The 26,320-nt window shown below is 70.1% G+C and carries 23 protein-coding genes and 1 riboswitch; of the genes, 12 read left to right on the top strand and 11 right to left on the bottom strand.

The annotated features are described in order from the left end of the window. Nucleotides 1-72: 72 nt before the first annotated feature. Nucleotides 73-287: riboswitch (cobalamin riboswitch) on the bottom strand. Nucleotides 288-323: 36 nt separating this feature from the next. Further along, entirely contained in the window at nucleotides 324-725 is a 402-nt protein-coding gene (locus AC0N04_RS01845) for a VOC family protein (RefSeq protein WP_474278028.1), read from the bottom strand. A 248-nt stretch (nucleotides 726-973) separates the two neighbouring features. Here AC0N04_RS01845 and AC0N04_RS01840 point away from each other — a divergent pair, with 248 nt between their 5' ends. The 3 genes from AC0N04_RS01840 to AC0N04_RS01830 all read left to right on the top strand — a co-directional run bounded on the left by AC0N04_RS01840 (nucleotide 974) and on the right by AC0N04_RS01830 (nucleotide 2,876). Then, nucleotides 974-1,531, top strand: coding sequence for a PaaI family thioesterase (locus AC0N04_RS01840; protein ID WP_474278026.1), 558 nt, complete (start codon nucleotides 974-976; stop codon nucleotides 1,529-1,531). A 36-nt stretch (nucleotides 1,532-1,567) separates the two neighbouring features. Further along, the gene (locus tag AC0N04_RS01835) at nucleotides 1,568-2,221 is read left to right on the top strand and encodes a 3'-5' exonuclease (RefSeq protein ID WP_474278024.1); all 654 of its coding nucleotides are present in this window, start codon (nucleotides 1,568-1,570) and stop codon (nucleotides 2,219-2,221) included. Nucleotides 2,222-2,309: 88 nt separating this feature from the next. Continuing rightward, complete coding sequence (locus AC0N04_RS01830; protein ID WP_474278022.1) at nucleotides 2,310-2,876, top strand: ankyrin repeat domain-containing protein; 567 nt, start codon at nucleotides 2,310-2,312, stop codon at nucleotides 2,874-2,876. 36 nt (nucleotides 2,877-2,912) lie between these two features. On the opposite strand, the gene AC0N04_RS01825 is transcribed toward AC0N04_RS01830, so the two are convergent. Both AC0N04_RS01825 and AC0N04_RS01820 read right to left on the bottom strand, forming a co-directional pair. Further along, a complete protein-coding gene (locus AC0N04_RS01825) occupies nucleotides 2,913-6,521 on the bottom strand; it encodes an indolepyruvate ferredoxin oxidoreductase family protein (RefSeq protein WP_474278020.1) in 3,609 nt (1,202 codons plus the stop codon). 254 nt (nucleotides 6,522-6,775) lie between these two features. Beyond that, nucleotides 6,776-8,116: a chloride channel protein gene (locus AC0N04_RS01820; protein ID WP_474278018.1), complete on the bottom strand. Its 1,341-nt coding sequence runs from the start codon at nucleotides 8,114-8,116 to the stop codon at nucleotides 6,776-6,778. A 35-nt stretch (nucleotides 8,117-8,151) separates the two neighbouring features. Here AC0N04_RS01820 and AC0N04_RS01815 point away from each other — a divergent pair, with 35 nt between their 5' ends. From AC0N04_RS01815 to AC0N04_RS01795, 5 genes are all read left to right on the top strand, one after another. Next, nucleotides 8,152-8,670, top strand: coding sequence for a MarR family winged helix-turn-helix transcriptional regulator (locus AC0N04_RS01815; RefSeq protein ID WP_474278016.1), 519 nt, complete (start codon nucleotides 8,152-8,154; stop codon nucleotides 8,668-8,670). Nucleotides 8,671-8,720: 50 nt separating this feature from the next. After that, nucleotides 8,721-9,968 (top strand): cation:proton antiporter, encoded by a 1,248-nt coding sequence (locus AC0N04_RS01810; protein ID WP_474279038.1) that lies wholly within the window; start codon nucleotides 8,721-8,723, stop codon nucleotides 9,966-9,968. 1 nt (nucleotide 9,969) lies between these two features. Beyond that, the gene (locus AC0N04_RS01805; RefSeq protein WP_474278013.1) at nucleotides 9,970-11,094 is read left to right on the top strand and encodes a YbdK family carboxylate-amine ligase; all 1,125 of its coding nucleotides are present in this window, start codon (nucleotides 9,970-9,972) and stop codon (nucleotides 11,092-11,094) included. 37 nt (nucleotides 11,095-11,131) lie between these two features. Next, a complete protein-coding gene (locus tag AC0N04_RS01800) occupies nucleotides 11,132-11,650 on the top strand; it encodes an Lrp/AsnC family transcriptional regulator (protein ID WP_474278011.1) in 519 nt (172 codons plus the stop codon). Nucleotides 11,651-11,776: 126 nt separating this feature from the next. Beyond that, nucleotides 11,777-13,282 (top strand): acetyl-CoA hydrolase/transferase family protein, encoded by a 1,506-nt coding sequence (locus tag AC0N04_RS01795; RefSeq protein WP_474278009.1) that lies wholly within the window; start codon nucleotides 11,777-11,779, stop codon nucleotides 13,280-13,282. 2 nt (nucleotides 13,283-13,284) lie between these two features. Here the strand turns inward: AC0N04_RS01795 and AC0N04_RS01790 are convergent, their stop codons facing one another. Then, nucleotides 13,285-13,935: a DTW domain-containing protein gene (locus AC0N04_RS01790; protein ID WP_474278007.1), complete on the bottom strand. Its 651-nt coding sequence runs from the start codon at nucleotides 13,933-13,935 to the stop codon at nucleotides 13,285-13,287. 88 nt (nucleotides 13,936-14,023) lie between these two features. On the opposite strand from AC0N04_RS01790, the gene AC0N04_RS01785 reads away from it, so the two are divergent. Continuing rightward, nucleotides 14,024-14,662, top strand: a complete 639-nt coding sequence (locus tag AC0N04_RS01785) for a DUF2242 domain-containing protein (protein ID WP_474278005.1) — start codon at nucleotides 14,024-14,026, stop codon at nucleotides 14,660-14,662. Here the strand turns inward: AC0N04_RS01785 and AC0N04_RS01780 are convergent. The 5 genes from AC0N04_RS01780 to gntR all read right to left on the bottom strand — a co-directional run bounded on the left by AC0N04_RS01780 (nucleotide 14,640) and on the right by gntR (nucleotide 20,171). Beyond that, nucleotides 14,640-14,972, bottom strand: coding sequence for a hypothetical protein (locus tag AC0N04_RS01780; protein ID WP_474278003.1), 333 nt, complete (start codon nucleotides 14,970-14,972; stop codon nucleotides 14,640-14,642). The two genes, AC0N04_RS01785 and AC0N04_RS01780, sit on opposite strands and share 23 nt — an antisense overlap. Nucleotides 14,973-14,978: 6 nt before the next feature. After that, nucleotides 14,979-16,085, bottom strand: coding sequence for a tartrate dehydrogenase (locus AC0N04_RS01775; protein WP_474278001.1), 1,107 nt, complete (start codon nucleotides 16,083-16,085; stop codon nucleotides 14,979-14,981). An 11-nt stretch (nucleotides 16,086-16,096) separates the two neighbouring features. Further along, nucleotides 16,097-16,672 (bottom strand): TMEM165/GDT1 family protein, encoded by a 576-nt coding sequence (locus AC0N04_RS01770; protein WP_474277999.1) that lies wholly within the window; start codon nucleotides 16,670-16,672, stop codon nucleotides 16,097-16,099. 44 nt (nucleotides 16,673-16,716) lie between these two features. Then, entirely contained in the window at nucleotides 16,717-18,975 is a 2,259-nt protein-coding gene (locus tag AC0N04_RS01765) for a helicase-related protein (RefSeq protein WP_474277997.1), read from the bottom strand. Nucleotides 18,976-19,139: 164 nt separating this feature from the next. Beyond that, entirely contained in the window at nucleotides 19,140-20,171 is a 1,032-nt protein-coding gene (gntR, locus tag AC0N04_RS01760) for an HTH-type transcriptional regulator GntR (RefSeq protein ID WP_474277995.1), read from the bottom strand. Nucleotides 20,172-20,322: 151 nt separating this feature from the next. Between gntR and AC0N04_RS01755 the strand changes: the two genes are divergently transcribed. Together AC0N04_RS01755 and AC0N04_RS01750 are read left to right on the top strand one after the other, a co-directional pair. Next, a complete protein-coding gene (locus AC0N04_RS01755) occupies nucleotides 20,323-20,874 on the top strand; it encodes a gluconokinase (RefSeq protein WP_474279036.1) in 552 nt (183 codons plus the stop codon). Nucleotides 20,875-20,896: 22 nt separating this feature from the next. Then, complete coding sequence (locus AC0N04_RS01750) at nucleotides 20,897-22,192, top strand: MFS transporter (protein ID WP_474277993.1); 1,296 nt, start codon at nucleotides 20,897-20,899, stop codon at nucleotides 22,190-22,192. A gap of 22 nt (nucleotides 22,193-22,214) precedes the next feature. Here AC0N04_RS01750 and AC0N04_RS01745 read toward each other — a convergent pair whose 3' ends face one another. After that, nucleotides 22,215-23,459 (bottom strand): cystathionine gamma-synthase family protein, encoded by a 1,245-nt coding sequence (locus tag AC0N04_RS01745; protein ID WP_474277991.1) that lies wholly within the window; start codon nucleotides 23,457-23,459, stop codon nucleotides 22,215-22,217. 103 nt (nucleotides 23,460-23,562) lie between these two features. Between AC0N04_RS01745 and AC0N04_RS01740 the strand changes: the two genes are divergently transcribed. Then, nucleotides 23,563-25,494 carry a B12-binding domain-containing radical SAM protein gene (locus tag AC0N04_RS01740; RefSeq protein ID WP_474277989.1) on the top strand — a complete coding sequence of 644 codons (1,932 nt, stop codon included), beginning with the start codon at nucleotides 23,563-23,565 and terminating at the stop codon, nucleotides 25,492-25,494. Between the two features lie 98 nt (nucleotides 25,495-25,592). On the opposite strand, the gene AC0N04_RS01735 is transcribed toward AC0N04_RS01740, so the two are convergent. Beyond that, nucleotides 25,593-26,207 (bottom strand): class II glutamine amidotransferase, encoded by a 615-nt coding sequence (locus tag AC0N04_RS01735; protein WP_474277987.1) that lies wholly within the window; start codon nucleotides 26,205-26,207, stop codon nucleotides 25,593-25,595. Nucleotides 26,208-26,320 lie beyond the last annotated feature (113 nt).

Below are 26,320 nucleotides of genomic sequence, written 5' to 3'. Positions count from 1 at the left end.
CCTCGGCAGCACGGCCGCCCGCTTCCCCGCAGGTGACCGCATCATGGCGCACGGCTGGGCCGCGCGCCGCCTTGTTGGCCGGTATCCGGGCTGGCGGAGCGACCCGTGCGGCCTTCCCGAAAGCCTGGGCTTCCAGTGGCTGTGAGCACGAGCGGGGGCGTTCTGGCGAACACCCCGTCCGCTTACCGTTGCGGGGGCAGCGCAGGTTGGGTGGCGCCTCGTGGAGGCTCGCCGTCCTGCTTCCCGTTTACCCCGGGCGGCAACGACGTGTCGCCCAGGCACCAACAGGCCGCGATGCTACCACCGCGGTCCCGACGCGGGCCTTACCAGCTGCCGACGTTGGGCATCGACACCCAGGGCTCCGCGGCGGGCAGCGCCTCGCCGGCCTGCAGCAGCTCGACGCTGATGCCGTCGGGCGAGCGCACGAAGGCCATGCGGCCGTCGCGCGGCGGCCGCAGGATCGCGACGCCGTGCTGCTGCAGCCGCAGGCAGGCGGCGTAGATGTCGTCGACCGCGTAGGCCAGATGGCCGAAATTGCGCCCGCCGGTGTAGACCTCGGGGTCGTGGTTCCAGGTCAGCTCCACCTGCGCGTCGCCGTCGCCCGGCGCGGCCAGGTAGACCAGCGTGAAGCGGCCTTCCGGGAAGTCCTTGCGGCGGACTACCTCCAGGCCGAGGGCGTCGCGGTAAAAGCCCAGCGAGGTGTCGAGGTCGGTCACGCGGACCATGGTGTGCAGGTATTTCATCGGTGCTTGGTGTTGCGGGGGTCGACAAAGGCCGGGCGGATCGGCAGGCTACCGCGGCCGTGGCGGCCAGCGCATTCTCCGCCCGGCTCGATCGCCCCAGGGCCGGGGCGGGCAACGCGCTGCTGACGCCTGCGCGACAGATGCGGGACTGCGGGGCAGGGGAACTGCCGGCTCGGCACAATCCCGGCATCGCCCCGCGTCGTGCGACGCCCGCCAAACAAGGCCCCGACATGAGCACCGCCAGCCACGCCCTTCACGACGAGATCGACGCCACGCTGAAACGCTGGGAGGCGGACGAAACGCGTGTCCGCGCCCGCCTCGCGCCGCCCGGTGTCGCCCGGCCGGAAGACCTGATCCACCGCACCGGCCTGCAGATGTTCGAAGGCATCCGCGATGGTGAGCTGCCCAGCGTGCCGATCGGCGCCGCGCTGGATTTCTGGCCGATCGAGTTCGAGCCCGGCCGCATGGTGTTCCAGGGCCGGCCCAGCGCACGCTTCATGAACCCGATGGGCACGATCCACGGCGGCTGGATCGCGGCCCTGCTGGATTCGGCCGTGGCCTGCGCCGTCCACACCACCTTGCCGGCCGGCAAGGCCTACACCACCGCCGAGCTCAAGATCAGCTACGTCCGGGCGCTGACGCCGAAGGTGCGGCTGGTGCGGGCCGAAGGCAAAATCATCAATTCGGGCCGCCAGGTGGGTTTCGCCGAAGGCCGGCTGGTCGGCCCCGACGGCAAGCTCTACGCCCATGCCACCACCACCTGCGTGGTGCTGAGCCCGGGCCGCTGACGCGCCGGTCCGCGAGGGCGCGAGACAATCGCGGCCATGCCCGTTTCCCCGCCTGCCCAGACCATCGCCGTCATCGACTTCGAGACCACCGGCATGGGCCCGGCGCAGGGCGCCCGGGCGACCGAGATCGCGGTGGTGCTGGTGCAGGGCGGGCGCCTCGTCGATCGCTACCAGAGCCTGATGCGCACCGGCGTGTGGGTGCCGCCCTTCATCACCCAGCTCACCGGCATCACCAACGCGATGCTGGCCGGCGCTCCGCCGGCAGACCAGGTGATGCGCGAGGTCGCGGCCTTCACCCGCGGCGTGCCGCTGGTGGCGCACAACGCGGCCTTCGACAAAGGCTTCTGGCGGGCCGAGATGGCGCAGGCCGGCCTGGCCCCCGACCCGGCGCACGACTTCGCCTGCACCGTGCTGCTCTCGCGCCGCCTCTACCCCGAGGCGCCGGACCACAAGCTGGGCACGCTCACCCAGTGGTTCGGCCTGCAGCGCGACGGCCGCGCCCACCGCGCGATGTCCGATGCCGACGTGACCGCGCAACTGCTGCTGCGCATGCAGGACGACGTGGCCGACCGCTTCGGCGCCTGGCTGGGCGGCCGCGAGGTGGACCACGCGCTGCTGGCGCAACTGCAGCGCGCGCCGCGCGGCCAGCTGCAGCGGTGCGTGGAGCGCCAGACCGTCGCCGGCGGCTGATCGCGGTGGCAGGCCATCAGCCCGCCTCGCTTCAAGGTCTTGGCCCGCGCCTGCAGAATGCGGGCTGGCTTCATACCGTGAGGGGTTTATGGACGATGCACTGCGGGATGCGATCCAGAGCGGCGACGCCGAATCCGTGGCGCGGCTGGCCGGCGCCGGGACCGTGAATGCCGCCGGCCCGGGCGGGATGACGCCGCTGATGCTGGCCGCCGTCCTCGGACGGTCGCAGATCGTCGCGCGGCTGCTCGCGGCCGGCGCGGCGGTGGATGCGGTGGACGAGCGCGGCTTCACCGCGTTGTTCCACGGCTGCTACGACCCGGAGGAAGACCGCGGCCATCCCGAGGTGGTCGCCTTGTTGCTCGCGGCCGGTGCCGACAAGGAGGCCCGGATCGGCTATGGCGTGCGCCCGCTGATGTACGCCGCGGGCAACGGCGAGGCCGGGGTGGTGCAGACGCTGCTGCAGGCCGGCGCCGATCCGCTGGCCCGCAACGAGGGCGGCCGGACCGCGCTGATGATGGTGAAGGACCGCGACTACGTCGACGTGATCAACCTCCTGCACGAGGCCGAGGCGATGGCGGAGACGGCCCACTGCGGCTCGCGCAACGCCCCGGACCAGCAGGTCATCACCTTCCTGAAACCGGCGTCCAGGCACTGATCGGGTCGGCCGCAGCGGGCCGGGGCGGCACCCGTCTCACCCTGCCACCACCGCAATGCCCTTCAGTTGCCCGGCCTGCGCTGCCGCGGTCGGCCGCGGATAACGCTGCGGGTTGAAGCGGTACAGCAGCTCCGCCTCGCGTGCCCGGGCCAGCGCGATGTTGGCGAGCTTGACGTGGCCGAAGCCGCGCATCGCCAGCGGCACCCTGGCGATGTCGGCCGCCACCGCCTGGCGCTCGGCGCTCAGGTCCGGCAGCAGCGCGTCCAGACGGGCTTCGAACTCGGTGATCAGCGCGCGCTCCAGCCGGCGTTCGGCCGTGCGGCCGAACAGGTCCAGCGGGCCGCCGCGCAAGGCCTTTCCCCTGGCCAGCCAGCGCATGGCGCCGAGCAGCCACGGACCGAGCGCGATCTTCCTGGGCGCCTGGCCGTTCTTCGGCCGGGCCAGCAGCGGCGGCGCCATGTGGAATTCGAGCTGCAGCTCGCCGTCGAACTGGGCCTGCAAGGCTTCGCGGAAGGCCGGCTCGCTGTAGAGGCGGGCGACTTCGTATTCGTCCTTGTAGGCCATCAACTTGAGCAGGCTGCGGGCGGCGGCGCGGGCCAGCGGCAGGCGGGCATCGCCGCCCGGCAGCGCGGCTTCGTGGCGGGCCACGGCCTGCACGCGATCGGCATAGCGCCGGGCCCAGGCGGCGTCCTGGTAGGCCGTGAGCTGGGCCACGCCGCGCGCGATCAGCGCGTCCAAAGGCTCATCGCCGCCTTGCGCCGCGCCGGCCGCGCCGGCGCCCCGCAGCTGCTGCAGCGCGGCCGGGTCGGCGGCGGCCAGGCGGCCCAGCGCGAAGGCCAGCAGGTTGCTTTCGACCGCCACGTTGTTCAAGCGGATCGCCTGCTCCATCGCGGCCAGGCTCACCGGCACCAGACCGCGCTGCCAGGCCAGGCCCATCGCGAGGATGTTGCTGGTGACGGTGTCGCCGAGGAAATCCTCGGCTAGCGCCTGGGCGTCGAAGGTCTGCACCTGGGCATCGCCGGCGACGAAGCGCATCTTCTGGAGCAGCGCGTCCACCTGCAGGTCGGCGTCGGGATTGCGCAGCGATTCGGCCACCGGCACTTCGTGGAGGTTGGCGAGGATCCGGGTGCGGCCGTGGCGCACCGTCTGCAGCGCATCGGCCGAGGCGCCCACCACCAGGTCGCAAGCCAGGATGGCGTCCGCCTGCTGGGTGTCGATGCGCACCTGGTTCAGGCGCGACGGCCGGTCGGCCAGCCGCACGTGGCTCAGCACCGCGCCGCCCTTTTGCGCGAAGCCCATGAAGTCGAGCACGCTGGCGGCCTTGCCTTCGAGGTGGGCCGCCATCGCGATCACCGCGCCCACGGTCACCACGCCGGTGCCGCCGACCCCCGTGACCAGCAGGTCCCAGGGGCCGTCCCAGCGGTGCGGCGCGGGTTGAGGAAGCGCGGCCACGCGGGCGAGAAACGCGCTCTTGTCGGCGGACAGCGCGCCGCTTTTCTTGCGCAGCGTGCCGCCGCGCACGCCCACGAAGCTGGGGCAGAAGCCCTGGGCGCAGGCATAGTCCTTGTTGCAGGCGGTCTGGTCGATCTTGCGCTTGCGGCCCAGCGCCGTCTCGTGCGGCAGTACGGCCACGCAGTTGCTTTGCACCGTGCAGTCGCCGCAGCCTTCGCAGACGGCATCGAAGATGAACAGGCGCTTGGGCGGGTCGGCCAGCTCCTTCTTCTTGCGCCGGCGGCGCTTTTCGGCCGCACAGGTCTGCTCGTAGATCAGCACCGTCACGCCGGCGACCTCGCGCAGCTCGCGCTGCACCGCGTCGAGCGCGCTGCGGTCATGGAACTGGGTGCCGGCGGGGAAGCGGCCCTTGATCGCGTCGTACTTGCCGATGTCGTCGCTGACCACGACCACGCGCTGCACGCCTTCGCTCTCGACCTGGCGGGCGATGGCGTCGACGCTGATGACGCCGTCCACCGGCTGGCCGCCGGTCATCGCCACCGCGTCGTTGAACAGGATCTTGTAGGTCAGCGTGGCCTTCGCGGCCACCGCCTGGCGGATCGCGAGGTAGCCCGAGTGGTAGTAGGTGCCGTCGCCCAGGTTCTGGAACACGTGCGGCGTGCGGGTGAACATCGAGTGCGAGACCCAGTCGACGCCTTCGCCGCCCATCTGGATCAGGCCGGCGGTGCTGCGGTCCATCCAGTTGGCCATGAAGTGGCAGCCGATGCCGGCGCGCGCAGTGCTGCCTTCGGGGACCTGGGTGCTGGTGTTGTGCGGGCAGCCGGCGCAGAAGTAGGGCAGGCGCTTGACGCTGTCGCCCGCATTGCTCAGCAGCTCGGGCGGGGTGAAGTCGCGGACATGCCGGAAGTGGTCGCCCAGCACCGGGTTGTTCGGAAAGTGCTCGCCCAGCCACTGCGCCACCTGCTCGATCAGGCGCGACGGCCGCAGTTCGCCCAGCGCCGAGACGAAGGGCTCGCCGCGGCGGTCGCGCTTGCCCACGATGGCCGGGCGCGAGGCCGGCGGCGCGTTGTAGAACAGCTCGCGCAGCTGGGTTTCGACGATCGCGCCCTTCTCCTCCACCACCAGCAGCTCGGCGAGGCCGGCGGTGAAGTCGGCCAGGCGGGTGGTTTCCAGCGGAAACGCCAGCCCCACCTTGTACAGGCGCACGCCGACCTGGGCCAGCATCTCGGGTGTGATTTCGAGCCGGCGAAGCACTTCCATCAGGTCGAAGTGGGCCTTGCCGCAGGTGACGATGCCGACCCGGGCCTGGGGGCTGGCGATCAGCTCGCGGTCGATCGGGTTGACGCGGGCGAACGCGGCGACGGCGGCGAGCTTGTCGGCCAGGCGCGACTCGATGCGCAGCGAGGGCAGGTCGGGCCAGCGGTAGTGCAGACCGTCGGCGGGCGGACGGTGGCCGCTGCGGGCCTGCACCGCGGCGGCGTCGGCCCAGTGGTCGGCCCGCTCGCGCACCTGGTCCAGGTCGACCGTGCCGGCGCTTTCCACCACCTCGCTCAAGGCCGTCATGCCGACCCAGGCGCCCGCATAGCGCGACAGCGCCCAGCCGTACAGGCCGAATTCGATCATCTCGGCGACGCTGGCCGGCGCCACCACCGGCATCTGCCAGGCCATGAAGGCGTGGTCGCTCTGGTGCGGCATGCTGGACGAGACGCAGCCGTGGTCATCGCCCGCCACCACCAGCACGCCACCATGGGGCGAAGCGCCATAGGCATTGCCATGCTTGAGCGCGTCGCCCGCCCGGTCCACGCCCGGGCCCTTGCCGTACCAGAGCGCGAAGACGCCGTCGACGGTGCGCTCCGGGTCGCTCTCCACCCGCTGGGTGCCCAGCACCTGCGTGGCGGCGAGTTCCTCATTGATCGCCGGGACGAAGCGGATGCCGGCCTCGGCGACGCGCGGACCGGCCTTCCACACCGCCTGGTCCACCATGCCCAGCGGCGAGCCGCGGTAGCCGCTGATGAAGCCGGCGGTGTTCAGCCCGGCGGCGGCGTCGCGCTGGCGCTGCAGCAGCAGCAGGCGCACCAGCGCCTGCGTGCCGCTGAGGAACACGGTGCCGCGCTCACCCCACAAGGCGTCAGCGAGCTGGTAGTCGGGGTGGGCGAGCGGGGCGGCGGGGGCGAGCGTGGAGGTGGCTGTCATTGGGAAGAATCATGTTCTTCTCAATGAAAAAATTTCGTCTTTATTTCCTGGAGTCCGGACATGATTCAGATCAAATTTCCAGAAATCCGAGATTCGATGGATGAAAATTGTCAAGTCGGAGGAGTCGAGACGATTTCGGCTTGACGCCGTCGCGCAAAGTCAATTGATGCAAATATACTTGGCAGCACGCTGTCCGGCACTCGAGCCGCCGAACGGCGCTGTCAGCAGAGACATGATCGTGCCCTCTCCGGAGGTCACGATCTTTTTTTGCCCTCTTCGTCCCGAGGAGGCAGCCGCTGCAGCTGGATCTGGCTCAACGCGTGATACAGCGGCGGTGTCAGCAGGCGCGAGATGCCAGTGGCGATCAACGCGCTGGCCATCAGGCTGATCACCATCGCATGGCCGTCCACCATTTCCATCACGATGATGAATGAAGTCAGCGGAGCCTGGGTTACTGCCGCCAGGAAGCCGGCCATGCCCAGCGCCATCAACGCGGTCTGGTCGGGGCTGCCGGTCAGCCAGGCGACATCCTTGCCCAGCGCGCCGCCGATCGCCAGCGACGGTGCAAAGATGCCGCCCGGCACCCCGGACCAGGTGGTCAGCCATGTCGACAGGAAGCGAAAGAAGGCGTCGCTCAACGGGGTGACTTCGAGTCCCTCCAGCGCCGCGCGGGTATGGGCGTAGCCACTGCCAAACGAGGCGCCTTGAGTCACCTGACCCAGCACGGCGACGGCTAGGCCGCAGCCTGCGGCGAAATGGATCGGATGGCTGATGCGCCAGCGGGTGAAGCGGTCTTTCGACGTACCGGCCAGGCTGTGGATGAGCAACCGCGCAAACAAGCCACCGATCAACCCGCAGATCAGCGCTGCGACCAACCCCGGCCCGATCAAACCCAGTCCGACGGTGGGCACATGCAGCACGCCGAAATAGGTGGCGTTGCCATAGAAGGAGATCGCGATCACGCCCGACATCGCGATGCTGGCGACCAGCAGGCCGCTGCTGCGCTGCTCTGGCGTGCGGGACAATTCCTCGATCGCGAACATCACTCCGCCCAGCGGCGTGTTGAACGCCGCCGCAATGCCGGCGGCCCCTCCCGCGACCAACAAACCGTGCGGCGTCACGCTGGACCGGGCGGGCAGGAAGCGACGCGCAAAGTGCATCACACCGGCCGCGATCTGTACCGATGGCCCCTCCCGTCCGAGCGACAAGCCGCCCAGCAGGGCCCAGGACGTCAGCAGCATCTTGCTGATGCTCAGGCGTAGCGACACGAACAGTGACCTGTCCGCTTCAGGCACCTCGGCCTCAAGCGCGGTCACGACCTGCTGGATACCCGAGCCGGCAGCGCCCGGCGCAAAGCGCCGGGTGCACCAGACCACCCCGGCAGCGCACAGAGGCGTCCAGAGCAGCGGCAACCAGGGCCAGCGATGCTGCCATCTGAAGAAGGCCTGCAGCGATTGATCAGTCATCCAGGTGAACGCCACCACCGCCAATCCTGCGGCGATGGCCGCACCGATGACCACCACCCGCTCCTGCCACACCCGGTGTGCCGATACCTCTCGGCGCAGCGCGGCCAGCACGCGAAGCCCGTCCTTCATTGGGGCTCCTGTTCAGTGGCGCCTATGATCGCAGCATGGCAAATCGATCCCCATCTTTGTCTGCCGCTGGTTCCGCTGACACAGCGATCGAACCGGCTGCGGCAGCCCGCGTCCTGCGCCAGTTTCGGCAGGTGTTCAACGCGGTGAAGACGCATTTCCAGCAGGTCGAGAAGAAGGCCGGCGTGGGCGGAGCGCAACTGTGGGCATTGAGCGTCGTGGCGGCCCAGCCCGATATCGGCGTCAATCGTTTGGCCGAGGCCCTGGACGTGCGGCAATCGACCGCCAGCAACCTGGTGCGCGCGTTGGCTGAGCGCGGCTTGCTGGTGGCTGCGCGCAACGGTATCGACCGGCGCGCGGTGCAGCTGCGCTTGACTGTCCGGGGCCGAGCCGTACTCAAGCAGGCGCCCGGACCGTTCACAGGCGTGCTGCCGGAGGCGCTGGCCGTGCTGGACGCTGCGACTTTGGCGCGGATGGAAAGCGATCTGGCGCGGCTGCTCGGGTTGCTGGGCGCCGACCCGGATGCGGCCCGGATTCCGCTCGGCGATCTGCGCTGACGCCGGGGCCGCTGGCCCGCGAGACCAGGACCTGAGCGCCCTTGCTGAGGGTGTTTGATACATTTGTCCCAATGTTATCTCTTTCAGCTTTGGATTCTGCCTCGTCGCTTGGCATCACTGCGTCGGCCGTTCCCCTTGAGTTGGCGTGGCCTGTGGCGGCCGCATTGGCTTGGCTGGCGGGTGAGGCAGCCCATCGCTGGGCGGGACTGCCTCGCGTGGCAGTCTATGGCCTGATCGGATTCCTGCTGGGCGGGGATCAGCTGGGCCTGCTGGGCGATGGCCGGCCCGACGCCATGTTGCCGTTGGCGCATGTGGCGTTCGGCCTGGTGCTGTTCGAATGCGGTTACCGCGTGAACCTGCGTTGGCTTCAAACCAACCGATGGTTGGCGCTGAGCGGCGTGCTGGAGGCGCTCTTAACCTTTGCCGCCGTCTGGACCCTGACGCAGATGTACGGTTTGTCGCTGTTGACCGGGGCGCTGGTCGCGTCGCTGGCCATGGCGACATCCCCGGCGGCGCTGTTGCGGGTGATCAACGAGCGCCGCAGTGCCGGTCAAGTGACTGAGCGCGCCTTGCATCTCAGCGCGCTGGACTGCGTTTTGGCGGTGTTCGTGTTCAAAGTGGTGCTGGGGATCCTGACCTTCAACCGTTCCGGCGATCTGTGGCTGGCGGCTTGGAACAGTCTGGTGAATCTGGTGGTCTCAGCGGGCTTGGGGGCGTTGCTCGGGGTGGTCGTTCCCGGTGTGTTGCGCAAGATTCATCGCATGCCCAACGATGCCAGCGTCGCCTTTGCGCTGGGCGTGATCGTGCTGGTGGCGATGTCCCATGCGCTCGGCTTCTCGCCGGTGCTGGCGTCGCTGACCTTCGGCCTGGTGACGCGTCACCGGCGTGTCGTGCTGACCCAAGCCCAGCGCAATTTTGGGGTGCTGGGCGACTTGCTGACGGTGGTGTTGTTCATGTTCGTGGCCTCGACGCTCAGTTGGCACCGAGTCTGGGCCGCGCTGGGCCTTGCGCTGGCCTTGCTGGCCGTGCGATCGGCTTGCAAGGTGGGGGTCGCCGGCCTGCTGGCGCGTCCCAGTGGCGTCAGCCTGCGCAAGGGCTTGCTGACCGGGATCGCGATGACGCCGATGTCGGTGTTCGTGATCCTGTTGCTGGAGCAGGCGCGACGCGTCGGCATTGACCTGCTGGACCAGGTCGCTCCGCTTGCGGCGGCAACGCTGATTCTTGAATTCTTGGGGCCACTGCTGGTGCAATGGGCGCTCACAGCCGCTGGCGAGACCGAACGGGAAGGGGGCCTCTGAGATGCCGCTGGAAGCCTTCAGGACCTCGCGCCCGCTGACGCTCGGCGTCGAACTGGAACTGCAACTGGTCAGTCTCGGCGATCACGATCTGGTCAGCGCCAGCCCCGACATGCTGGCGCTGCTGGCGCGCCGGCCGTTCCCCGGCACCGTGGTGCCCGAGATCACCCAGAGCATGATCGAGATCGCCACCACGGTGCAGGCCGACCATGGCGGCGTGCTCGACGAGCTGCGGCGCATGCGCGATGCGCTGGTGGCGGCGGGCGACCGCCTCAACGTCGGGGTCTGCGGCGGCGGCACCCACCCGTTCCAGCACTGGTCCGACCGGCGCATCTTCGACAAGCCGCGCTTTCGCGAGGTCTCGGCGCTCTACGGTTACCTGGCCAAGCAGTTCACGATCTTCGGCCAGCACATCCACGTCGGCTGCGAGTCGGGCGACGACGCGCTGTTCCTGCTGCACTCGCTGAGCCGCTACGTGCCGCACTTCATCGCGCTGTCGGCGTCGTCGCCGTATGTGCAGCGCACCGACACCTTGTTCGAATCGGCCCGGCTGAACTCGGTGTTCGCGTTCCCGCTCAGCGGGCGAGCGCCGTTCACGCTGAGCTGGCGCGACTTCGAGCAGAACTACTTCCGCCGCATGGAGCACACCGGCGTGGTGCGCAGCATGAAGGACTTCTACTGGGACATCCGGCCCAAGCCCGAATACGGCACGATCGAGCTGCGGGTGTGCGACACGCCGCTCAGCGTCGAGCGGGCGGCCGCGCTGGCGGCCTACCTGCAGTGCCTGTGCAGGCAACTGCTGTCGCACCGCGAGGCGCTGCCGGCCGAGGACGACTACCTCGTCTACACCTACAACCGCTTCCAGGCCTGCCGTTTCGGCCTGGACGGCCTGCTGGTCGATCCGCGGGCCCACACCAGCCGCAGCCTGCGGGACGACATCGCCGAGACGCTGCAGCAGCTCGCGCCCCAGGCCGAGGCGCTCGGGGCCGCCGCCGGCCTGGCCCACCTGCAGGCGGTGCTGGGCGGCGGCAGCGACGCCAGCCGCCTGCGCGCGGCCTGCGAGGACAGCGGCAGCGCCGAGGGCATGGTCGAGCTGGCGCTGCAGCAGTTCCGGGCGTTGGCCAGCTGACCCAGGGGCGGCCCGGCGCTGCTTCTACACTGGCGCCATGGCCACCGATCTCCCCGACCTCGACCGCTACAGCCTGCAGATCCTGGCCGAGCTGCAGCGCGATGCCCGCCTGACGGTGCAGCAGTTGTCCGAGCGGGTGGGGCTGTCGGCCACGCCCTGCTGGAAGCGCATCAAGGACATGGAGGCGGCCGGCGTGATCACCGGCTACACCGCGCTGGTGGACCGCGAGAAGGTCGGCCTGGGCCTGGCGGTGGTGGTGGAGGCCAACCTGAGCCAGCACACCGAGGACCTGGTGCGCCGCTTCGAGGCGGCGGTGGCGGCCAGCCCGCAGATCGTGCGCTGCCTGGCCACCACCGGCCAGTCCGACTACATCATGACGGTGGTCACGGGCGACATCAAACAGTTCGAGCAGTTCCTGCACGACACGATCTTCAAGCTGCCGGGGGTGACCCATGTGCGCTCCAGCATCGTGCTCAAGGAAGTCAAGGCGGTGGTGAGCCTGCCGGTAGCGCCGCCCGCCGCGCCGCCCGCACCCCGCCGCAAGCCGGCACGTTGAGCGCGCCGACGGCGCCGGACCGGGCCGGCGACCGTGCTTTTCCGGCGATTGCCGGCCGTGAATCAAGGGTAAACCCTGGTTCACGCTAACATCCCGCGCTTTCGTCCGAGAAAGCGCCTCCCGCTCATGTCCTCCCGCATCCTGAACGCCGCGCTGCGCGGCAAGCTCATGTCGGCCGACGAGGCCGCGGCCCTGATCCACGATGGCGATCATGTCGGCATGAGCGGCTTCACCGGCGCCGGCTACCCCAAGCAGGTGCCGCAGGCGCTGGCCCGGCGCATGGACGAAGCCCACGCCGCCGGCCGGCCGTTCCGCATCGGCATGTGGACCGGGGCGTCCACCGCGCCCGAGCTCGACGGTGCGCTGGCGCGCGCCAACGGGGTCGACCTGCGCCTGCCGTACCAGAGCGACCCGGCCTGCCGCGACCGCATCAACAAGGGCGAGATGGAGTACATCGATCTGCACCTTTCGCACGTCGCGCAGTACGCCTGGTTCGGCTTCTTCGGCAAGCTCGACACGGCGGTGATCGAGGTCGCCGGCATCCTCGAGGACGGCCGCCTGATCCCGTCGTCCAGCGTGGGCAACAACAAGACCTGGCTGGACCAGGCCGACAAGCTCATCCTCGAAGTCAATCGCTGGCAGAACCCCGATCTGGAAGGTCTGCACGACATTTACTACGGCACCGCGCTGCCGCCGCACCGCAAGCCCATCCTGCTGACGCGGCCCGACGAGCGCATCGGCGAGCCGTATTTCCGCATCGATCCGGCCAAGGTGGTCGCGGTGGTCGAGACCGATCAGCCCGACCGCAACTCGGCGTTCTCCGAACCCGACGAGACCTCGCAGGCCATCGCCGGCCACCTGATGGCCTTCCTGCAGCGCGAGGTGCAGGCGGGCCGGTTGCCGCCCGAACTGCTGCCGCTGCAATCGGGGGTGGGCAACATCGCCAACGCGGTGCTGGCCGGCCTGAACCAGGGCCCGTTCGAGAACCTCACCGCCTACACCGAGGTGCTGCAGGACGGCATGCTGGAGATGCTGAAATCGGGCAAGCTCCGCAGCGCCTCGGCCACGGCGTTTTCGCTCAGCCCGCCGGCGCTGGCCGAGTTGAACGCCGACCTGAAGCGCTACCACGGCCGCCTGCTGCTGCGTCCGCAGGAGATCAGCAACCATCCCGAACTGATCCGTCGCCTGGGCATCATCGCGATGAACGGCATGATCGAGGCCGACCTGTACGGCAACGTCAACTCGACCCATGTGATGGGCTCGTCGATCATGAACGGCATCGGCGGCTCGGGCGACTTCGCGCGCAACGCCTACCTGTCGATCTTCATGACGCCGTCGACCGCCAAGGGCGGGCGCATCTCGTGCATCGTGCCCATGGTCAGCCACGTCGACCACACCGAGCACGACGTGCAGGTGATCGTGACCGAGCATGGCCTGGCCGATCTGCGCGGCCTGTCGCCCAAACAGCGCGCGCGGCTGATCATCGAGCGCTGCGCCCACCCCGATTTCCGGCCGGCCCTGCTGGACTACCTGCACCGCGCCCAGGCGCAGGCGCCCGGCCAGCACACCCCGCACCTGCTGGGCGAGGCCTTGTCCTGGCACACGCGCTACCTGGCCGAAGGCCGGATGTGAGGTCAGGCGGTCGAGCCGTCGCCGCGGTGCCACGCGGATGCCGTGCGGGCCCGCAGCTGTTCGACGAAGCCGTCGAAGGCCTGCAGCAAGGGCGCGGTCGCCAGCGTGGGCCCCTCGATCTGCGCCAGCGCGTGGACCGTGGCCTCCAGCGTCGAGACCTGGTCGTCGCGCCGCGCGGCGCGGATGGCGCGGTAGCGGGTGGCCGGCGGCGCGGCCAAGGCCAGGCGGGGCAGCGCGGCCAGCGCCGGGTGGTCCAGCAGCAGGCGCAGGCTTTTGCGCCAGGTGGCGTCGATCACCACCAGCCGGGTCAGCGCGGCCTGCGGCGCGTCGATGCGCGACGGCGTCGGCGCGGCCGGCACGTCGGGGTACAGCAGCACCGGCTGGCGTCCCGGGCGCCCCAGCAGCGCGGCCAGCACCGCGGGGTCGAAGCGTTCGCCCACCACCACCTCGCACCGCGCTAGGCCCAGGCGCAGCAGCGCCACGCTGTTCTTTGCCTGGCGCTGCTCCTGAGGGTGTTGCAGCACCAGCACCTCGGTGGCGTGGGTCAGCGGCGGTGGCAGCAGCGCGCACAGGCAGGCGCCCTGGGGACGCAGGCAGCGCGCGCAGCGGCTGCGGCGCCGGGACGGATCGGCAAGGGCGGGGCGCGTCGGCATCGGCAAGGCGGCCGGGGACGGCCGGCGCGGATCATCGCATGAGGGGCGGCGAGCGGTTCGGCCGCGCCGCTGCGGTATCGTCCTGCCCATGACACATCGCTTTGCTTTGCGCGCCGCCCTGCTGCTCGCGGGGGCCGTGGCCGCCGCGTTGCTGCTGGCCGGTTGCGAGACCACCCGCGAGGCCCGCAAGGTGTCGGTCTACCAGCGCGAAGGCTTCGAGAACACCGAGACCTACTCGCGCCTGTTCGATGCCGACGTGGCCGACACCTGCGAGGCCGCGCGCCGCACCCTGCTCAGCCAGGGCTACCAGATCAGCAGCGCCAAGCCCGATTTCGTCAGCGGCATGAAGAACTTCCAGCCCGACGGCGAGGTCCACATGCAGATCTCGTTCAACGTGGTCTGCCTGCCCGAGGGACGCTCCAAGGTGGCGACGGCCTTCGTCAACGCGATCCAGGACCGTTACGCGCTGAAGAAAAGCTCCAACTCGGCCAGCGTCGGCGTCGGTGCGCTGGGCTCGCTGTCGATCCCGCTGTCGTCGACCGACGACTCGATGGTCAAGGTGGCCAGCGAAACCATCCCCGCCGGGGTGTTCTACGACCGCTTCTTCGCGCTGATGCAGCACTACCTGTCGGACCTGGCCGACGAGCACGGCAGCGCGCATCCGGACGACAAGGCGGGCGACGGCGACGCCGCGGCGCCCGCGCTCACCGCATCGGCGCCGCACTGAAGCGGCCGGGTGGCGGCAGCGTCCAGCCGAGCAGCTCTGCGGCCCGCGTGATGACCCAGCCGGCCTCGCCGTCGCGCAGGCCGGCTTCGGGCGCCGCCAGCGCGCCATGCAGGCGCGCCAGCACGTCCTCTTCGGCCAGCCGGTTGTCGTGCAACAGGCCTTGCGCGGCCGGCACGATCTGCTGCGCCAGGTCTTCGCACAAGTCGTGGCGCTGGCGCACCACCGCGGCGGGTTCCAGCAGGCGCTGACGCGCGCCGGTGTAGAGCGCCAGGAAGCTGGCCGGGATCGCGGCCGACTGGTCTTCGTCCATCGCCGGTCAGGCGCTGGCCAGCCGTGCGGCCACCGCCTGGCCCATCTCGGTGGTGCTGGCGCTGCCGCCCAGATCGGGGGTGCGCGGCCCGTCGCGCAGCACGGCCTCGATGGACGCCAGGATCGCGTCGTGCGCGGCAGCGCCGGTCTGCGCGTGGTCGGGCTCGCGCCGGGTCAGGTGCTGCAGCATCAGCGCCGCCGACCAGATCATCGCGATCGGGTTGGCGATGTTGCGGCCGAAGATGTCGGGCGCCGACCCGTGCACCGGCTCGAACAGCGACGGGAACAGGCCGTCCGGGTTCAGGTTGGCCGACGGGGCCAGGCCGATGGTGCCGGTGCAGGCGGGGCCCAGGTCGGACAGGATGTCGCCGAACAGGTTGCTGGCCACCACCACGTCGAAGCGCTGGGGCTGCAGCACGAAGCGGGCGCACAAGATGTCGATGTGCTGCTTGTCCACCGTCACCGCGGGGTAGTGCCGGCCCATCGCGTCGGCCCGGCCGTCCCACCACGGCATGCTGATCGCGATGCCGTTGCTCTTGGTGGCCACGGTGAGGTGCTGGCGCGGGCGCGACTGGGCGAGTTCGAAGGCGAACTTCAACACCCGGTCGGAACCCACCCGGCTGAACACCGATTCCTGGATCACGATCTCGCGCTCGGTGCCTTCGAACAGGATGCCGCCGAGCTTGGTGTACTCGCCTTCGGTGTTCTCGCGCACCACGAAGAAGTCGATGTCGCCGGCCTGGCGACCGGCCAACGGGCAGGGCACGCCGTCGAACAGGCGGACCGGCCGCAGGTTGATGTACTGGTCGAACTCGCGGCGGAATTTCAGCAGCGAGCCCCACAGCGAGATGTGGTCGGGCACCGTCGCCGGCCAGCCGACCGCGCCGAACAGGATCGCGTCCATGCCCTGCAACTGCGCCTTCCAGTCGGGCGGCATCATTTCGCCGTGCGCCAGGTACCAGTCGCAGCTGGCCCAGTCGATCGGCACGAGTTCGAGCGCGATGCCGAAGCGCGCGGCCGCGGCCTGCGCCACGCGCAGGCCTTCGGGCATCACCTCGCGGCCGATGCCGTCGCCGGGGATCACGGCGATGCGACGGGTCTTGGTCTGGGTCATGGTCGGGACTTTCAGAACAGCTTGCCCACGTTCAGCAGCGTCAGCACGCCCAGCACGGCGAAGATCAGCGACGCGATGGCGTGCACCAGCGGCAGGTTCAGCCTGCGGGCCAGCGCGTCGCCCAGGAAGACCGCCGGCACGTCGGCCAGCATCATGCCGGTGGTGGTGCCGGCCACGACGGCGACCAAGTCGCTGTAGCGCGCGGCCAGCGCCACCGTGGCGACCTGGGTCTTGTCGCCCATCTCGGCCATGAAGAAGGTCAGCACGGTGGTGCCGAACACGCCGAAGCGCTGCAGGATGCCGCCGCCGTCCTCGTCGTCGAGACGGTCGGGCACCCACATCCAGGCCGCCATCGCCAGGAACGACGCGCCGATGACCCAGCGCAGCATCTGCGGCCCCAGCGCGTGGGCGATCCAGCCGCCGACCGCCCCGGCCAGCGTGTGGTTGACCAGGGTCGCCACCAGGATGCCGGCCACGATGGGCGCCGGCCGGCGGAACTTGCTGGCCAGCAGCAGCGCCAGCAACTGGGTCTTGTCGCCCATCTCGCCCAAAGCGACCACCCCGGTCGACACCAGAAAGGCTTCCATGAAACGGCCTTGAAAATGAGAAGCAGAAGAAAGCGGGCCGGGGCTCAGCGGCCCGGGCCGCGACCCTGAGGCCGGCGCGCCTGCCACAGCGGGCGCTTGCCCTTGAGGTGGCGTTCGATGCCGTCGTTGAGGGTGTTGCGCAGCGCCAGCACCTCGTCGAGGTGGCCGTAGATGCCGGGAAAGCGCAGGTCCAGCCAGAGCCACAGCGTGCAGGCGCGCAGCGCCTGTTCCATGCGATCGAGCCGGCTGTGGGCATCGACCTCGTCGAGCACCGCGGGCCGGCCGGCCTGGCCACTGCGTGCATGTTCATGGGCCCAGGACAGGAAGTGCTGCACCAACTGCTCGGTGCGCGCGTCCACCGGCGCCTGGGCGTAGACGAAGCGCTCCTTCAGGCTGAGGCTGCCGGCCTGTTCGTCGAGTTCCTTGGCCAGGTCCAGCATCTGCTCCAGCTCGGCCACCTCGAAGTGCGCGTTGTCCAGCGCGAGCTGGTCCATGAACACGCTCAGCACCTCGTGCAGTCGCTGCTTGCCCAGGCGCTGCGAGATGGTGCTGACGTGCCACCAGTTCGGCGCCACCGGCGCCTTGAAATGGCGCGGCGCGCGCGGGGTGCGCGGCAGCAGTTCCTTGAGCGTGCGCGCGGCGCCCGGCTCGGCCTCGTGCAGCACGCCGGTGAAGCCCTCTTCGTGGATGCCGTAGCGGCCGGCGCGGCCGGCGATCTGGTGCACCTCGGATTCGTTCAACGGCCGGTCGCCCACGCCGTCGAACTTGGTCATCGTCGAGAACAGGACCCGGCGGATCGGCAGGTTCAGGCCCATGCCGATCGCGTCGGTGGCCACCAGGATGTGCGACTCGCCGGTGGCGAAGCGTTCGGCTTCGCGCCGCCGCACCTCGGGCGGCAGCGCGCCGTAGATCACCGACACCGGGTGGCCGTTGGCGGCGATCTGGTCGCGCAGCATCAGCACCTCGCGGCGGCTGAAGGCCACGACCGCGTCGCCCTTCTTCAGCGTCGGGATCGCCACCGGCCCCGGCAGCAGCTGCACATGCTGCTTGCGCTCGAACTCGCGCACCACCACGCTTTCGCCGGCCAGGCCCAGCAGGTTCTCGATCGCCGGCACGGCGTAGCCCGAGCAGATGATGATCACCTCGCGCGCGGGCACGCCGACGATGGCCTGGGTCCAGGCCCAGCCGCGCGAGGCGTCGAAGATCATCTGCGCCTCGTCGATCACCGCCACGTCGATGACCTCGCGCGTGCCCACCATTTCGATCGTGCTCGACACCACCCGCGCGCCATCGGCCGGCACGTTCTCCTCGCCGGTCAGCAGCGAGCAGGGCACGCCGCGCGCCACCAGACGGTCGCGGCCTTCGAGCGCCAGCAGGCGCAGCGGCGCCAGGTAGGCGCCGTCGAGCGCACCGGCCAGGCGTTCGAAGGCGGCGTGCGTCTTGCCGCTGTTGGGCGGGCCGACGAACAGCGTCACCCGGCGCGTCAACTGGCGGGCGATCGGGAAGCTGTCCGGATAGCCCTGGAAGGCCAGTTCGTGGTTCAGGCTGCTGAGCGTCTGCTGCTCGCCGACCTGGTGTTCCCAGCGATCCTGGGCGCGGGTGCAGGCGGTCTTGAACTCGGCCAGGCTTTGCGGCCGCGCCAGTTCGGCCTGCAGCCGGGGCAGCAGCGAATCCATCGCCTTGGCGTCGCACCACTGGCTGCGTTCGGCCAGCAGGTCGAGGTGGGCCACCAATTCGGCCGCGTGCTCGTAGGCCGGCGCCGGGCCGAGTGCGGCCAGCAGCGCCCGTTTGTCGCCGTTGCGAAAGAACGCCCAGACGGCGTCGGCCGAGGCCGCTGCGCGAAACGCGACGCTCAGCAAGCCGGGCTTGGCCCAGTCCGCGTGCGCGAGCGTCAAGGGCTGGCGCTGCAGGCGTTCCCAGCCATCGCCGCAGCCGGCGGTGCTGCGGGTGATGCCCAGCGCGTCCAGCGTGGCACCGCGCTCGACCATCAGCGCGCGGGTCTCGCGGCCGACGCCGATCTCGTCGAGGTGTTGCAGCGCCGCGCCGATCAGTGTCGGCGAGATCCAGCGGCTGGGGCGCTGGTGCGGCACGGCCTTCTGCAGCAGGATCAGGCCGGCGGCGTCGAGCCGCGCGTCGACGTCGGTGGCGTCCTCGGGCAGCAGATCGGCTGGTTTGAGCACCTGCGGCAGGTTGTAGGCGGCCTGGCGCACGCGCTCCATCTGTTCGGGGGCGATGCCCGCCGGCACGCGGCTGGCATGGCGGACGTTGGGGAGCCTGAGGGGCGCTGCGGGGACTGAGGACATGGAGCGGCCGGAGTGCGGCGGTGAGGGCAGGCGCGGCGAGATGCAGCCCGGCACCGGGGTCGGTGCCTTTTTGCCGTTGAAGGTGCGGATCATAGGCGGACCCGGCACGGCGGGCACCGCCCGAGGCCGCGCGACGGCCGGCTCGGGCGCGGGCCGGGTGGCGATCAGCTGCTCTCGCGCAGCACCAGTTCGAAGCCGAGGTCGAGCTGCCGGGGCGTGGGCACTTCCTTGCGGATCAGCGAGATCAGCATCTGGGCCGAGCGCTGTCCGACCGCGGCCCGAGGGGTGCGCACGGTCGTCAGCGCCGGCAGCATCTGGGCGCTCGCCGGCAGGTCGTTGAAGCCGGCGACCGCGATCCGCTCGGGCACGGCGATGCCCAGGCGCAGCGCGGCCAGCAGGGCGCCCTGGGCCAGGTCGTCGTTGCAGAAGAAGACCGCATCGACCTGCGGCCGGGCCGCCAGGATCTGCTGGAACATCCGCGCGCCCAGGTCCAGCGACGAGGGCGCAGGGTCCAGCAGTTCGAGCCGCGCGTCGTGCCGGCCCGCGGCCTTCGTCGCCTGGCGCCAGCCGTCCAGGCGCTGCAGCGTGCGCGGGTCGAGCTGGGCGGCGGCGAATGCGATGCGCCGGTAGCCCCGGTCCAGCAGGTGGCGGGTCATCGCCACCGCGGCTTCGGTCTGCGAAAACCCGACGCTGGCGACCGCCGGGTCGGCCGAGGTTTCCATCATCGACACGAAGGGGGTGGCCTGCGCCGCGATCAGCTGCTGCGTGGCGCGCGAATGGACGAGCCCCGTCAGCAGCAGGCCCGCCGGGCGGTGCAGCAGGTGCTCGCGCACCAGTTGCTCTTCCTCCGCGTCGTCGTAATGGGTGACGCCAACCAGGGTCTGGAAGCCGGCGCCGCGCAGCTCGCGCTGGGCCGCTTCCAGCAGGTCCACGAACAGCGCGTTGGTCAGCGAGGGGACCAGCATCGCCACGTAGTTGCTGTGCTGCGACGCCAGCGCCCGCGCCGCCGGATCGGGCACGTAGCCCAGCTTCTGGGCGGCCTCCTGGACGCGCAGGGCCAGCTGCGCATCGACCCGTCGGGTGCCGCGCAGCGCGCGCGACGCCGTCATCACGCTGACCTCGGCCAGGCGGGCGACGTCGGCCAGCGTGGCGCGGCCGGTGGCTCGGCTGGAACGGGGGGAGGGGGGGGCCGTCATCTTCGCGAAAACCCTAGGTTGGTGGTGCTCGAAACTGGTTAGGATAGCGCTATCCAATCTTCCGTGCCGTTGATTGAAAAGCGCTCCTCGACATCGAGCGCATTTTTCAACCCAAACGGGATAGCGCTATCCAACTTGGGATGTCTGAATGATGCCAGATGCCATCGCCACCCGATCCTCGGACCCGGCCTTCTTCGCGCCGACGCGGCTGGTCGTGATGGGCGTCTCCGGCTGCGGCAAGTCCAGCCTGGCCGAGGCCCTGGGCGCTCGGCTGGGCTGGCCGATGATCGAGGGCGACGCCTTTCACAGCGCACGCAACATCGCCCGCATGCAGGCCGGCGTCGCGCTCACCGATGCCGACCGCGCCGATTGGCTCGACGCGCTGGGACGGGTGCTCGCCCGCCACCCCGACGGCGCGGTGCTGAGCTGCTCGGCCCTCAAGCGGGCGTACCGCGATCGCCTGCGTGCGGCGGCGCCGGGCCTGGGCTTCGTGCACCTCGACATCTCGCGGGAGCTGGCGCTGCAGCGCGTGCAGGCCCGTGCCGGCGAGCACTTCTTCCACCCCGGCCTGGTCGACAGCCAGTTCGCCGCGCTCGAGCCGCCCGTGGGCGAGGACGGCGTGCTGCGCCTCGACGCCACCCAGGCCACCCCCGAGGCGTGTTCCGACGTCATCCGCTGGATGCGCCTTTCTTCCTCCTCCTGACCCTCGCCTGAAGGACCTCACCGTGAACCCCACCCCTGTGTCGACTGTTCCGCGCCTTCGCTGGCGCATCGGCGGCCTGATCGGCGCCGGCGTGCTGATCAACTATTTCGACCGGATCAGCCTGTCGGTGGCCGGGCCGCAGCTGCAGCACGAGTTCGGCCTGAGCGCGACGCAGCTCGGCCTGCTGTTCAGCGGCTTCTTCTGGAGCTATGCGCTGCTGCAGATCCCGGCCGGCCTGTTCCTGGACCGCTTCGGTGTGACCCGCATCGGGCGCTGGGGCGCGTTTCTGTGGGGGCTGGCGTCGACGATCACCGCCTGCGCCGGCGGCTTCGTCGGGATCTTCCTGGCCCGGCTGCTGCTGGGCATCGCCGAGGCGCCCAGCTTCCCGGCGAACTCGAAGGCCACCGGCTACTGGTTCCCGCGCAAGGAGCGAGCGATGTCGACCGCGCTGTTCGATGCCGCCGCCAAGTTCTCGAACGTGATCGGCGTGCCCTTGATCGCGCTGGCGGTGGTGAACCTGGGCTGGCGCTGGGGCTTCGGCCTGGTGGCGGCGTTCAGCTTCGCATTCTTCATCGCGTTCTACCTGATCTACCGCGATCCGAGCCAGCATCCGGACCTGTCCGCGCAGGAGCGCGAGTACATCACTTCGAACGGCGCCACGCCCGAGGGGCAGCTCAGCGCCAACCCGGCCGGCATGCTGGCCTACCTGCTGGGCAACCGCAAGGTCTGGGGCCTGTCGATCGGCTTCGCCGCGTACGGCTACTGCTTCTACCTGTTCCTGACCTGGCTGCCGGGCTACCTGGTGCAGACGATGCACATGAGCATCCTCAAATCGGCAAGCTACGCGGCCATCCCGTGGCTGTGCGCCACCGTGGCCGACCTGGTCGTCGGCGGCTGGCTGATCGACCACCTGATCTCGCGCGGCCACGACGAGACCCGGGTGCGCAAGACCGTGCTGCTGGTCGGCATGTTCTTCGGCCTGGCGGTGTTCGGCGCCACCACGACGACCGACCCGACGATCGCCATCATCTGGATCTCGGTGGCGCTGAGCGGGTTGGCCGCCGCCGCGCCGGTGGGCTGGTCGCTGCCCTCGCTGATCGCGCCCAAGGGCGGCGTCGGCACGGTCGGCGGCATCATGAACTTCGCCAACAACATGATGGGGGCGGTCGCGCCCATCGTCACCGGCTACATCGTCGGCAGCACCCAGTCGTTCGCGAACGCCTTCATCGTCGCCGGCGTCATCCTGCTGGTGGGCATGGCCTCGTTCGTGTTCCTGCTCGGGCCGATCGAGGCCCTGCCGGAGCCGCCGGCCCGCTGAGGCCCGGCGTCGGGCGCGGCCGTCAGGCCAGCGCCTGATCGAAATCCGCCACCAGGTCGGCCAGGTCTTCCAGGCCGACCGACACCCGGATCAGGCCGTCGGCGATGCCCATGCGCGCGCGCACCTCGGCACCGGCCTCCCAGAAGATCGTCGGTGCGACCGGGATGACCAGGGTCCGCGTGTCCCCCAGGCCGGTCGCCTTGACCGCCAGCTGCAGGCGGTTGAGCACCTCGTTCAGGCGGGTGCTGTCGCGCAGCTCGAACGCCATCAGCCAGGTGCCGGCCTTGAACCAGCGCATCGCCCGCTCGTGCTGCGGATGGCTGGCCAGCATCGGATAGTGCACGGCCGCCACGGCCGGGTGACGCTGCAGATGGGTCGCCAGGGCCAGCGCGGTCTGGCTGGCGCGGTCCACGCGCAGCGCGAGGGTCTCGGCGCCGCTGGCGATCTGGTGCGCCTGCTCGCTGGACAGCGTGCCGCCCATGTCGCGCAAGCCCTTCTTGCGGATCTGCTGCAGGCCCCATTGGCGCGGATCGCCGCGGCGATACGGCGCCGCGATGTTCGGATGGACGGTCCAGTCGAACAGACCGGTGTCGGTCACCGCGCCGCCCAAGGCCGAGCCGTGGCCGGCGACCGACTTGGTCAGCGAGTTCACCACCAGCGATGCGCCGACCGTGCGGGGCTGGAACAGCCAGGGCGAGGTGACGGTGTTGTCCACGACATAGACGATGCCGCGCTCGCGGCACAACGCGCCGATGGCCTCCAGGTCGGGGATCTGGGTTCCGGGGTTGGCGACGGTCTCGACGAAGACCATGCGGGTCTCGGGCCGCAGCGCGGCGGCCACCGCCGCCACCGCGCAGGCGTCGACCCGGCTGACGGCGACGCCGAAGTTCTCGATCGTGCCCAGCAGGCTGTTGGTGTTGCCGAAGACGTACTGGCTGCTGACGATGTGATCGCCGCTCTTGAGCAGGGTGAACAGGATCGCGCTGATGGCGGCCATGCCGGTGGCGAAGCTCACCGTGCCCACGCCGCCCTCCATGCGGCTGAGGCGCGATTCCAGCGCCGCCGTGGTGGGCGTGCCCTGGCGGGCGTAGTTGAAGCCGCCCTTGACGGTGCCCTGGAACACGCCGATCAGGTCCTCGACCTGGTCGAATCCGTATTGCACCGAGGTGTGGATGGGCTTGCGCAAACCACCATGCTCGACGCCGAACTGGCGGTCGGCATGCACCTGTTCGGTGGCGAATCCGGGGCGGGGGGCAGAGGCGGTCATGGCGGGCTCGTCGGCAATCGGGCACTGGGCGAGGCATGCCTGGCACCGGGGCTGCGATTCTAGAGGGCGACGTCGCCGGCACGGCTTGGGCTACCCTTGGCGCATGAATGACTCCGTCCCGGCAGGCGGCACATCGGTCAAGGTCCTGAGCCTGATCCCGCCGATGACCCAGCTCAACACGCCTTACCCGTCCACCGCCTATCTGACCGGGTTCCTGCGCTCTCGCGGCATCGATGCGGTGCAGGACGACCTCGCGCTGGCCCTGGTGCTGGCGCTGCTGACCCCCGCGGGCCTGGCCGACCTGCGCGACGCGGCCCGGGCCGCGACCCGCCCCACGCCCTCGGTGCAGCAGTTCCTGGTCGGCTTCGAGCGCTACCAGGCCACGATCGCGCCGACCCTGGCTTTCCTGCAGGGCCGCGACGCGACGCTGGCGCATCGCATCAACACCCGCGCCTTTCTGCCCGAAGGGCCGCGCTTCGCGTCGCTGGAGAACTACCTGCACGACGACGGTGGCGATCCGCTGGCCTGGGCCTTCGGTGCGCTGGGCCTGCAGGACCGCGCGCGCCACCTGGCCACGCTGTACCTGAACGACCTGGCCGACGTGCTGCGCGACGCGGTGGATCCGCGCTTCGAGTTCGTGCGCTACGCCGAGAAGCTGGCCACCAGCCAGCCCAGCTTCGACCCGTTGGCCGAGGCGCTGGCCGCGCCGCCCAACCTGCTCGACCGCACGCTGCAGCGGTTGGCACGAGAGGCGGTCGCGCGCCATCGACCGCAGCTGGTGCTGCTGTCCGTACCGTTTCCGGGGGCGGTCTATGCCGCGCTGCGGATCGCCCAGGCGGTCAAGGCGGTGGATGCCGGCATCACCGTCGCGCTGGGCGGCGGTTTCGTCAACACCGAGTTGCGGGACCTGGCCGAGCCGCGGCTGTTCGACTGGGTCGACGTGGTCACCCTGGATGCGGGCGAACGGCCGCTGCTGGCGCTGGTCGAACATTTGCAGGGGCGGCGTTCGCGCGAACGGCTGGTGCGCAGCTTCGTGCGCGACGCAGACGGCGCCGTGCGCTACCTGAACTTTCCCGAGCCCGACATCGCCTTCGACCAGGTGGGGACGCCCACCTGGGACGGCCTGCCGCTGGACCGCTACCTCTCGCTGCTGGACATGCTCAACCCGATGAACCGGCTGTGGAGCGACGGGCGCTGGAACAAGCTCACCGTGGCCCAGGGCTGCTACTGGAAGAAGTGCAGCTTCTGCGACGTGAGCCTGGACTACATCTCGCGCTACGAGGGCGCCTCGGCCGCGCTGCTGGTGGACCGCATCGAGGCCATCGTCGCCGAGACCGGCCAGACCGGCTTCCACTTCGTCGACGAAGCCGCGCCGCCCAAGGCGCTCAAGGCCCTGGCGCAGGAACTGATCGCGCGGCGCGTGAACATCAGCTGGTGGGGCAACATCCGCTTCGAGAAGACCTTCACGCCCGCGCTGTGCCAGTTGCTGGCCGACAGCGGCTGCATTGCGATCTCGGGCGGCCTGGAGGTGGCCTCGGACCGCCTGCTCCAGCTGATGCAAAAGGGCGTCTCGGTGGATCAGGTGGCGCGCGTCACCAAGGGCTTCGCCGATGCCGGCGTGCTGGTGCATGCCTACCTGATGTACGGCTTCCCGACCCAGACCGTGCAGGACACGGTCGATGCGCTGGAATACGTGCGCCAGCTGTTCGACAACGGCTGCCTGCACAGCGGCTTCTTCCACCGCTTCGCCTGCACGGTGCATTCACCGGTGGGCCTGAATCCGGCGGCCTACGGCATCACGCTGCTGCCGCTGCCGCCCGGACGCTTCGCGAAGAACGACGTCGGATTCGTCGACCCCACCGGCTGCGACCACGATGCGCTGGCACCGGGGCTGAAAAAGGCGATCTACAACTTCATGCACGGCATCGGGCTGGACGAGGATGTGCGCAGCTGGTTCAGCGGCGTGCGCTTCAAGCTGCCCCGGTCGACCGTGCCGAGGCAGCGCATCGCGCGGGCCTTGCAGGCCGGCGGCTGAGCGCGCCACGGCAGGTACCGGGTCCGGTCGGCGGTGTGGGTGCGGCCGTGTGGGTTCGGCGGTGTGGGTGCGATCCGCGCCGGGCCTGCGCGCCCGGTTCACGCGGCCAAGGCTTCGGGCTGCTCGGATGGGAGCCAGGTTCGGGTGTTCGAGACTTCGATGCCTGCCATGCCGGCATGCCATTCACCGGCCTGCACGACGTGCCAGTCGCGGCCCAGGCGAAGCGCGCCGGCCGCGTCGAGCAAGACCACCATCGAACCTTCGATCAACGGGGCCAGCAGTCGGGCGAAGCCGGCGCTGCGCAGCAGGCGCGCCGCTTGCGCGGCACTCAGGCCGGTCAGCAGGTCGCCCAGCAGGCGGGCCAGCACGGCGGTGTCGCTTTGGGTGGCGTCGTTGGGCGTCAAGGCGTTGATGCTGCCGTTGTGCATCAGCAGCAGGCTGCTGCCGGGCCACTGGCGCACCACGAAGGGGTGGGCCATCGCGTCGTTGACCGGCCCGAAGGTGGCGCGGCGCAGGTGGAGGTACACCTCGTCGCTGTCGGGCAGGGCCCGTTGGTGGGCCAGCAAGCTGGCCAGATCCATGCCCTTGTGCCAGACCGGACGCCCGGCGTGGAGGTGGAAACTGCCCCAACCATCGCGGTTGTGGCGCCAGGCGTTTTCCAGGAAGGCGTCGCAGAGGGGGCGTCCGGCGGGCTTCTTGATGATCAGGCACATGGCGGGTTCAACGCGGCAAAGGTCAAAACGGTTGAAGCAAGTTCGATTCCCAACCCGCTTTGCAGCATCTTCGACCGGACCCGGGCCGGACTTGAGCCAGCGCAAGCGGCCCG

It is taken from the genome of Ideonella sp. sgz306126 (assembly GCF_056032705.1).
Note: the sequence above shows the minus strand (reverse complement) of the source record. Positions and strands in the feature narration are given on the sequence as shown.

Bases quoted from the DNA above. Each gene is read 5' to 3' on its own strand.
- AC0N04_RS01845 (WP_474278028.1), bottom strand. From the start codon at position 725: ATGGTCCGCGTGACCGACCTCGACACCTCGCTGGGCTTTTACCGCGAC.
- AC0N04_RS01840 (WP_474278026.1), top strand. From the start codon at position 974: ATGAGCACCGCCAGCCACGCCCTTCACGACGAGATCGACGCCACGCTG.
- AC0N04_RS01835 (WP_474278024.1), top strand. From the start codon at position 1,568: ATGCCCGTTTCCCCGCCTGCCCAGACCATCGCCGTCATCGACTTCGAG.
- AC0N04_RS01830 (WP_474278022.1), top strand. From the start codon at position 2,310: ATGGACGATGCACTGCGGGATGCGATCCAGAGCGGCGACGCCGAATCC.
- AC0N04_RS01825 (WP_474278020.1), bottom strand. From the start codon at position 6,521: ATGACAGCCACCTCCACGCTCGCCCCCGCCGCCCCGCTCGCCCACCCC.
- AC0N04_RS01820 (WP_474278018.1), bottom strand. From the start codon at position 8,116: ATGAAGGACGGGCTTCGCGTGCTGGCCGCGCTGCGCCGAGAGGTATCG.
- AC0N04_RS01815 (WP_474278016.1), top strand. From the start codon at position 8,152: ATGGCAAATCGATCCCCATCTTTGTCTGCCGCTGGTTCCGCTGACACA.
- AC0N04_RS01805 (WP_474278013.1), top strand. From the start codon at position 9,970: ATGCCGCTGGAAGCCTTCAGGACCTCGCGCCCGCTGACGCTCGGCGTC.
- AC0N04_RS01800 (WP_474278011.1), top strand. From the start codon at position 11,132: ATGGCCACCGATCTCCCCGACCTCGACCGCTACAGCCTGCAGATCCTG.
- AC0N04_RS01795 (WP_474278009.1), top strand. From the start codon at position 11,777: ATGTCCTCCCGCATCCTGAACGCCGCGCTGCGCGGCAAGCTCATGTCG.
- AC0N04_RS01790 (WP_474278007.1), bottom strand. From the start codon at position 13,935: ATGCCGACGCGCCCCGCCCTTGCCGATCCGTCCCGGCGCCGCAGCCGC.
- AC0N04_RS01785 (WP_474278005.1), top strand. From the start codon at position 14,024: ATGACACATCGCTTTGCTTTGCGCGCCGCCCTGCTGCTCGCGGGGGCC.
- AC0N04_RS01780 (WP_474278003.1), bottom strand. From the start codon at position 14,972: ATGGACGAAGACCAGTCGGCCGCGATCCCGGCCAGCTTCCTGGCGCTC.
- AC0N04_RS01775 (WP_474278001.1), bottom strand. From the start codon at position 16,085: ATGACCCAGACCAAGACCCGTCGCATCGCCGTGATCCCCGGCGACGGC.
- AC0N04_RS01770 (WP_474277999.1), bottom strand. From the start codon at position 16,672: ATGGAAGCCTTTCTGGTGTCGACCGGGGTGGTCGCTTTGGGCGAGATG.
- AC0N04_RS01765 (WP_474277997.1), bottom strand. From the start codon at position 18,975: ATGTCCTCAGTCCCCGCAGCGCCCCTCAGGCTCCCCAACGTCCGCCAT.
- gntR (WP_474277995.1), bottom strand. From the start codon at position 20,171: ATGACGGCCCCCCCCTCCCCCCGTTCCAGCCGAGCCACCGGCCGCGCC.
- AC0N04_RS01755 (WP_474279036.1), top strand. From the start codon at position 20,323: ATGCCAGATGCCATCGCCACCCGATCCTCGGACCCGGCCTTCTTCGCG.
- AC0N04_RS01745 (WP_474277991.1), bottom strand. From the start codon at position 23,459: ATGACCGCCTCTGCCCCCCGCCCCGGATTCGCCACCGAACAGGTGCAT.
- AC0N04_RS01740 (WP_474277989.1), top strand. From the start codon at position 23,563: ATGAATGACTCCGTCCCGGCAGGCGGCACATCGGTCAAGGTCCTGAGC.
- AC0N04_RS01735 (WP_474277987.1), bottom strand. From the start codon at position 26,207: ATGTGCCTGATCATCAAGAAGCCCGCCGGACGCCCCCTCTGCGACGCC.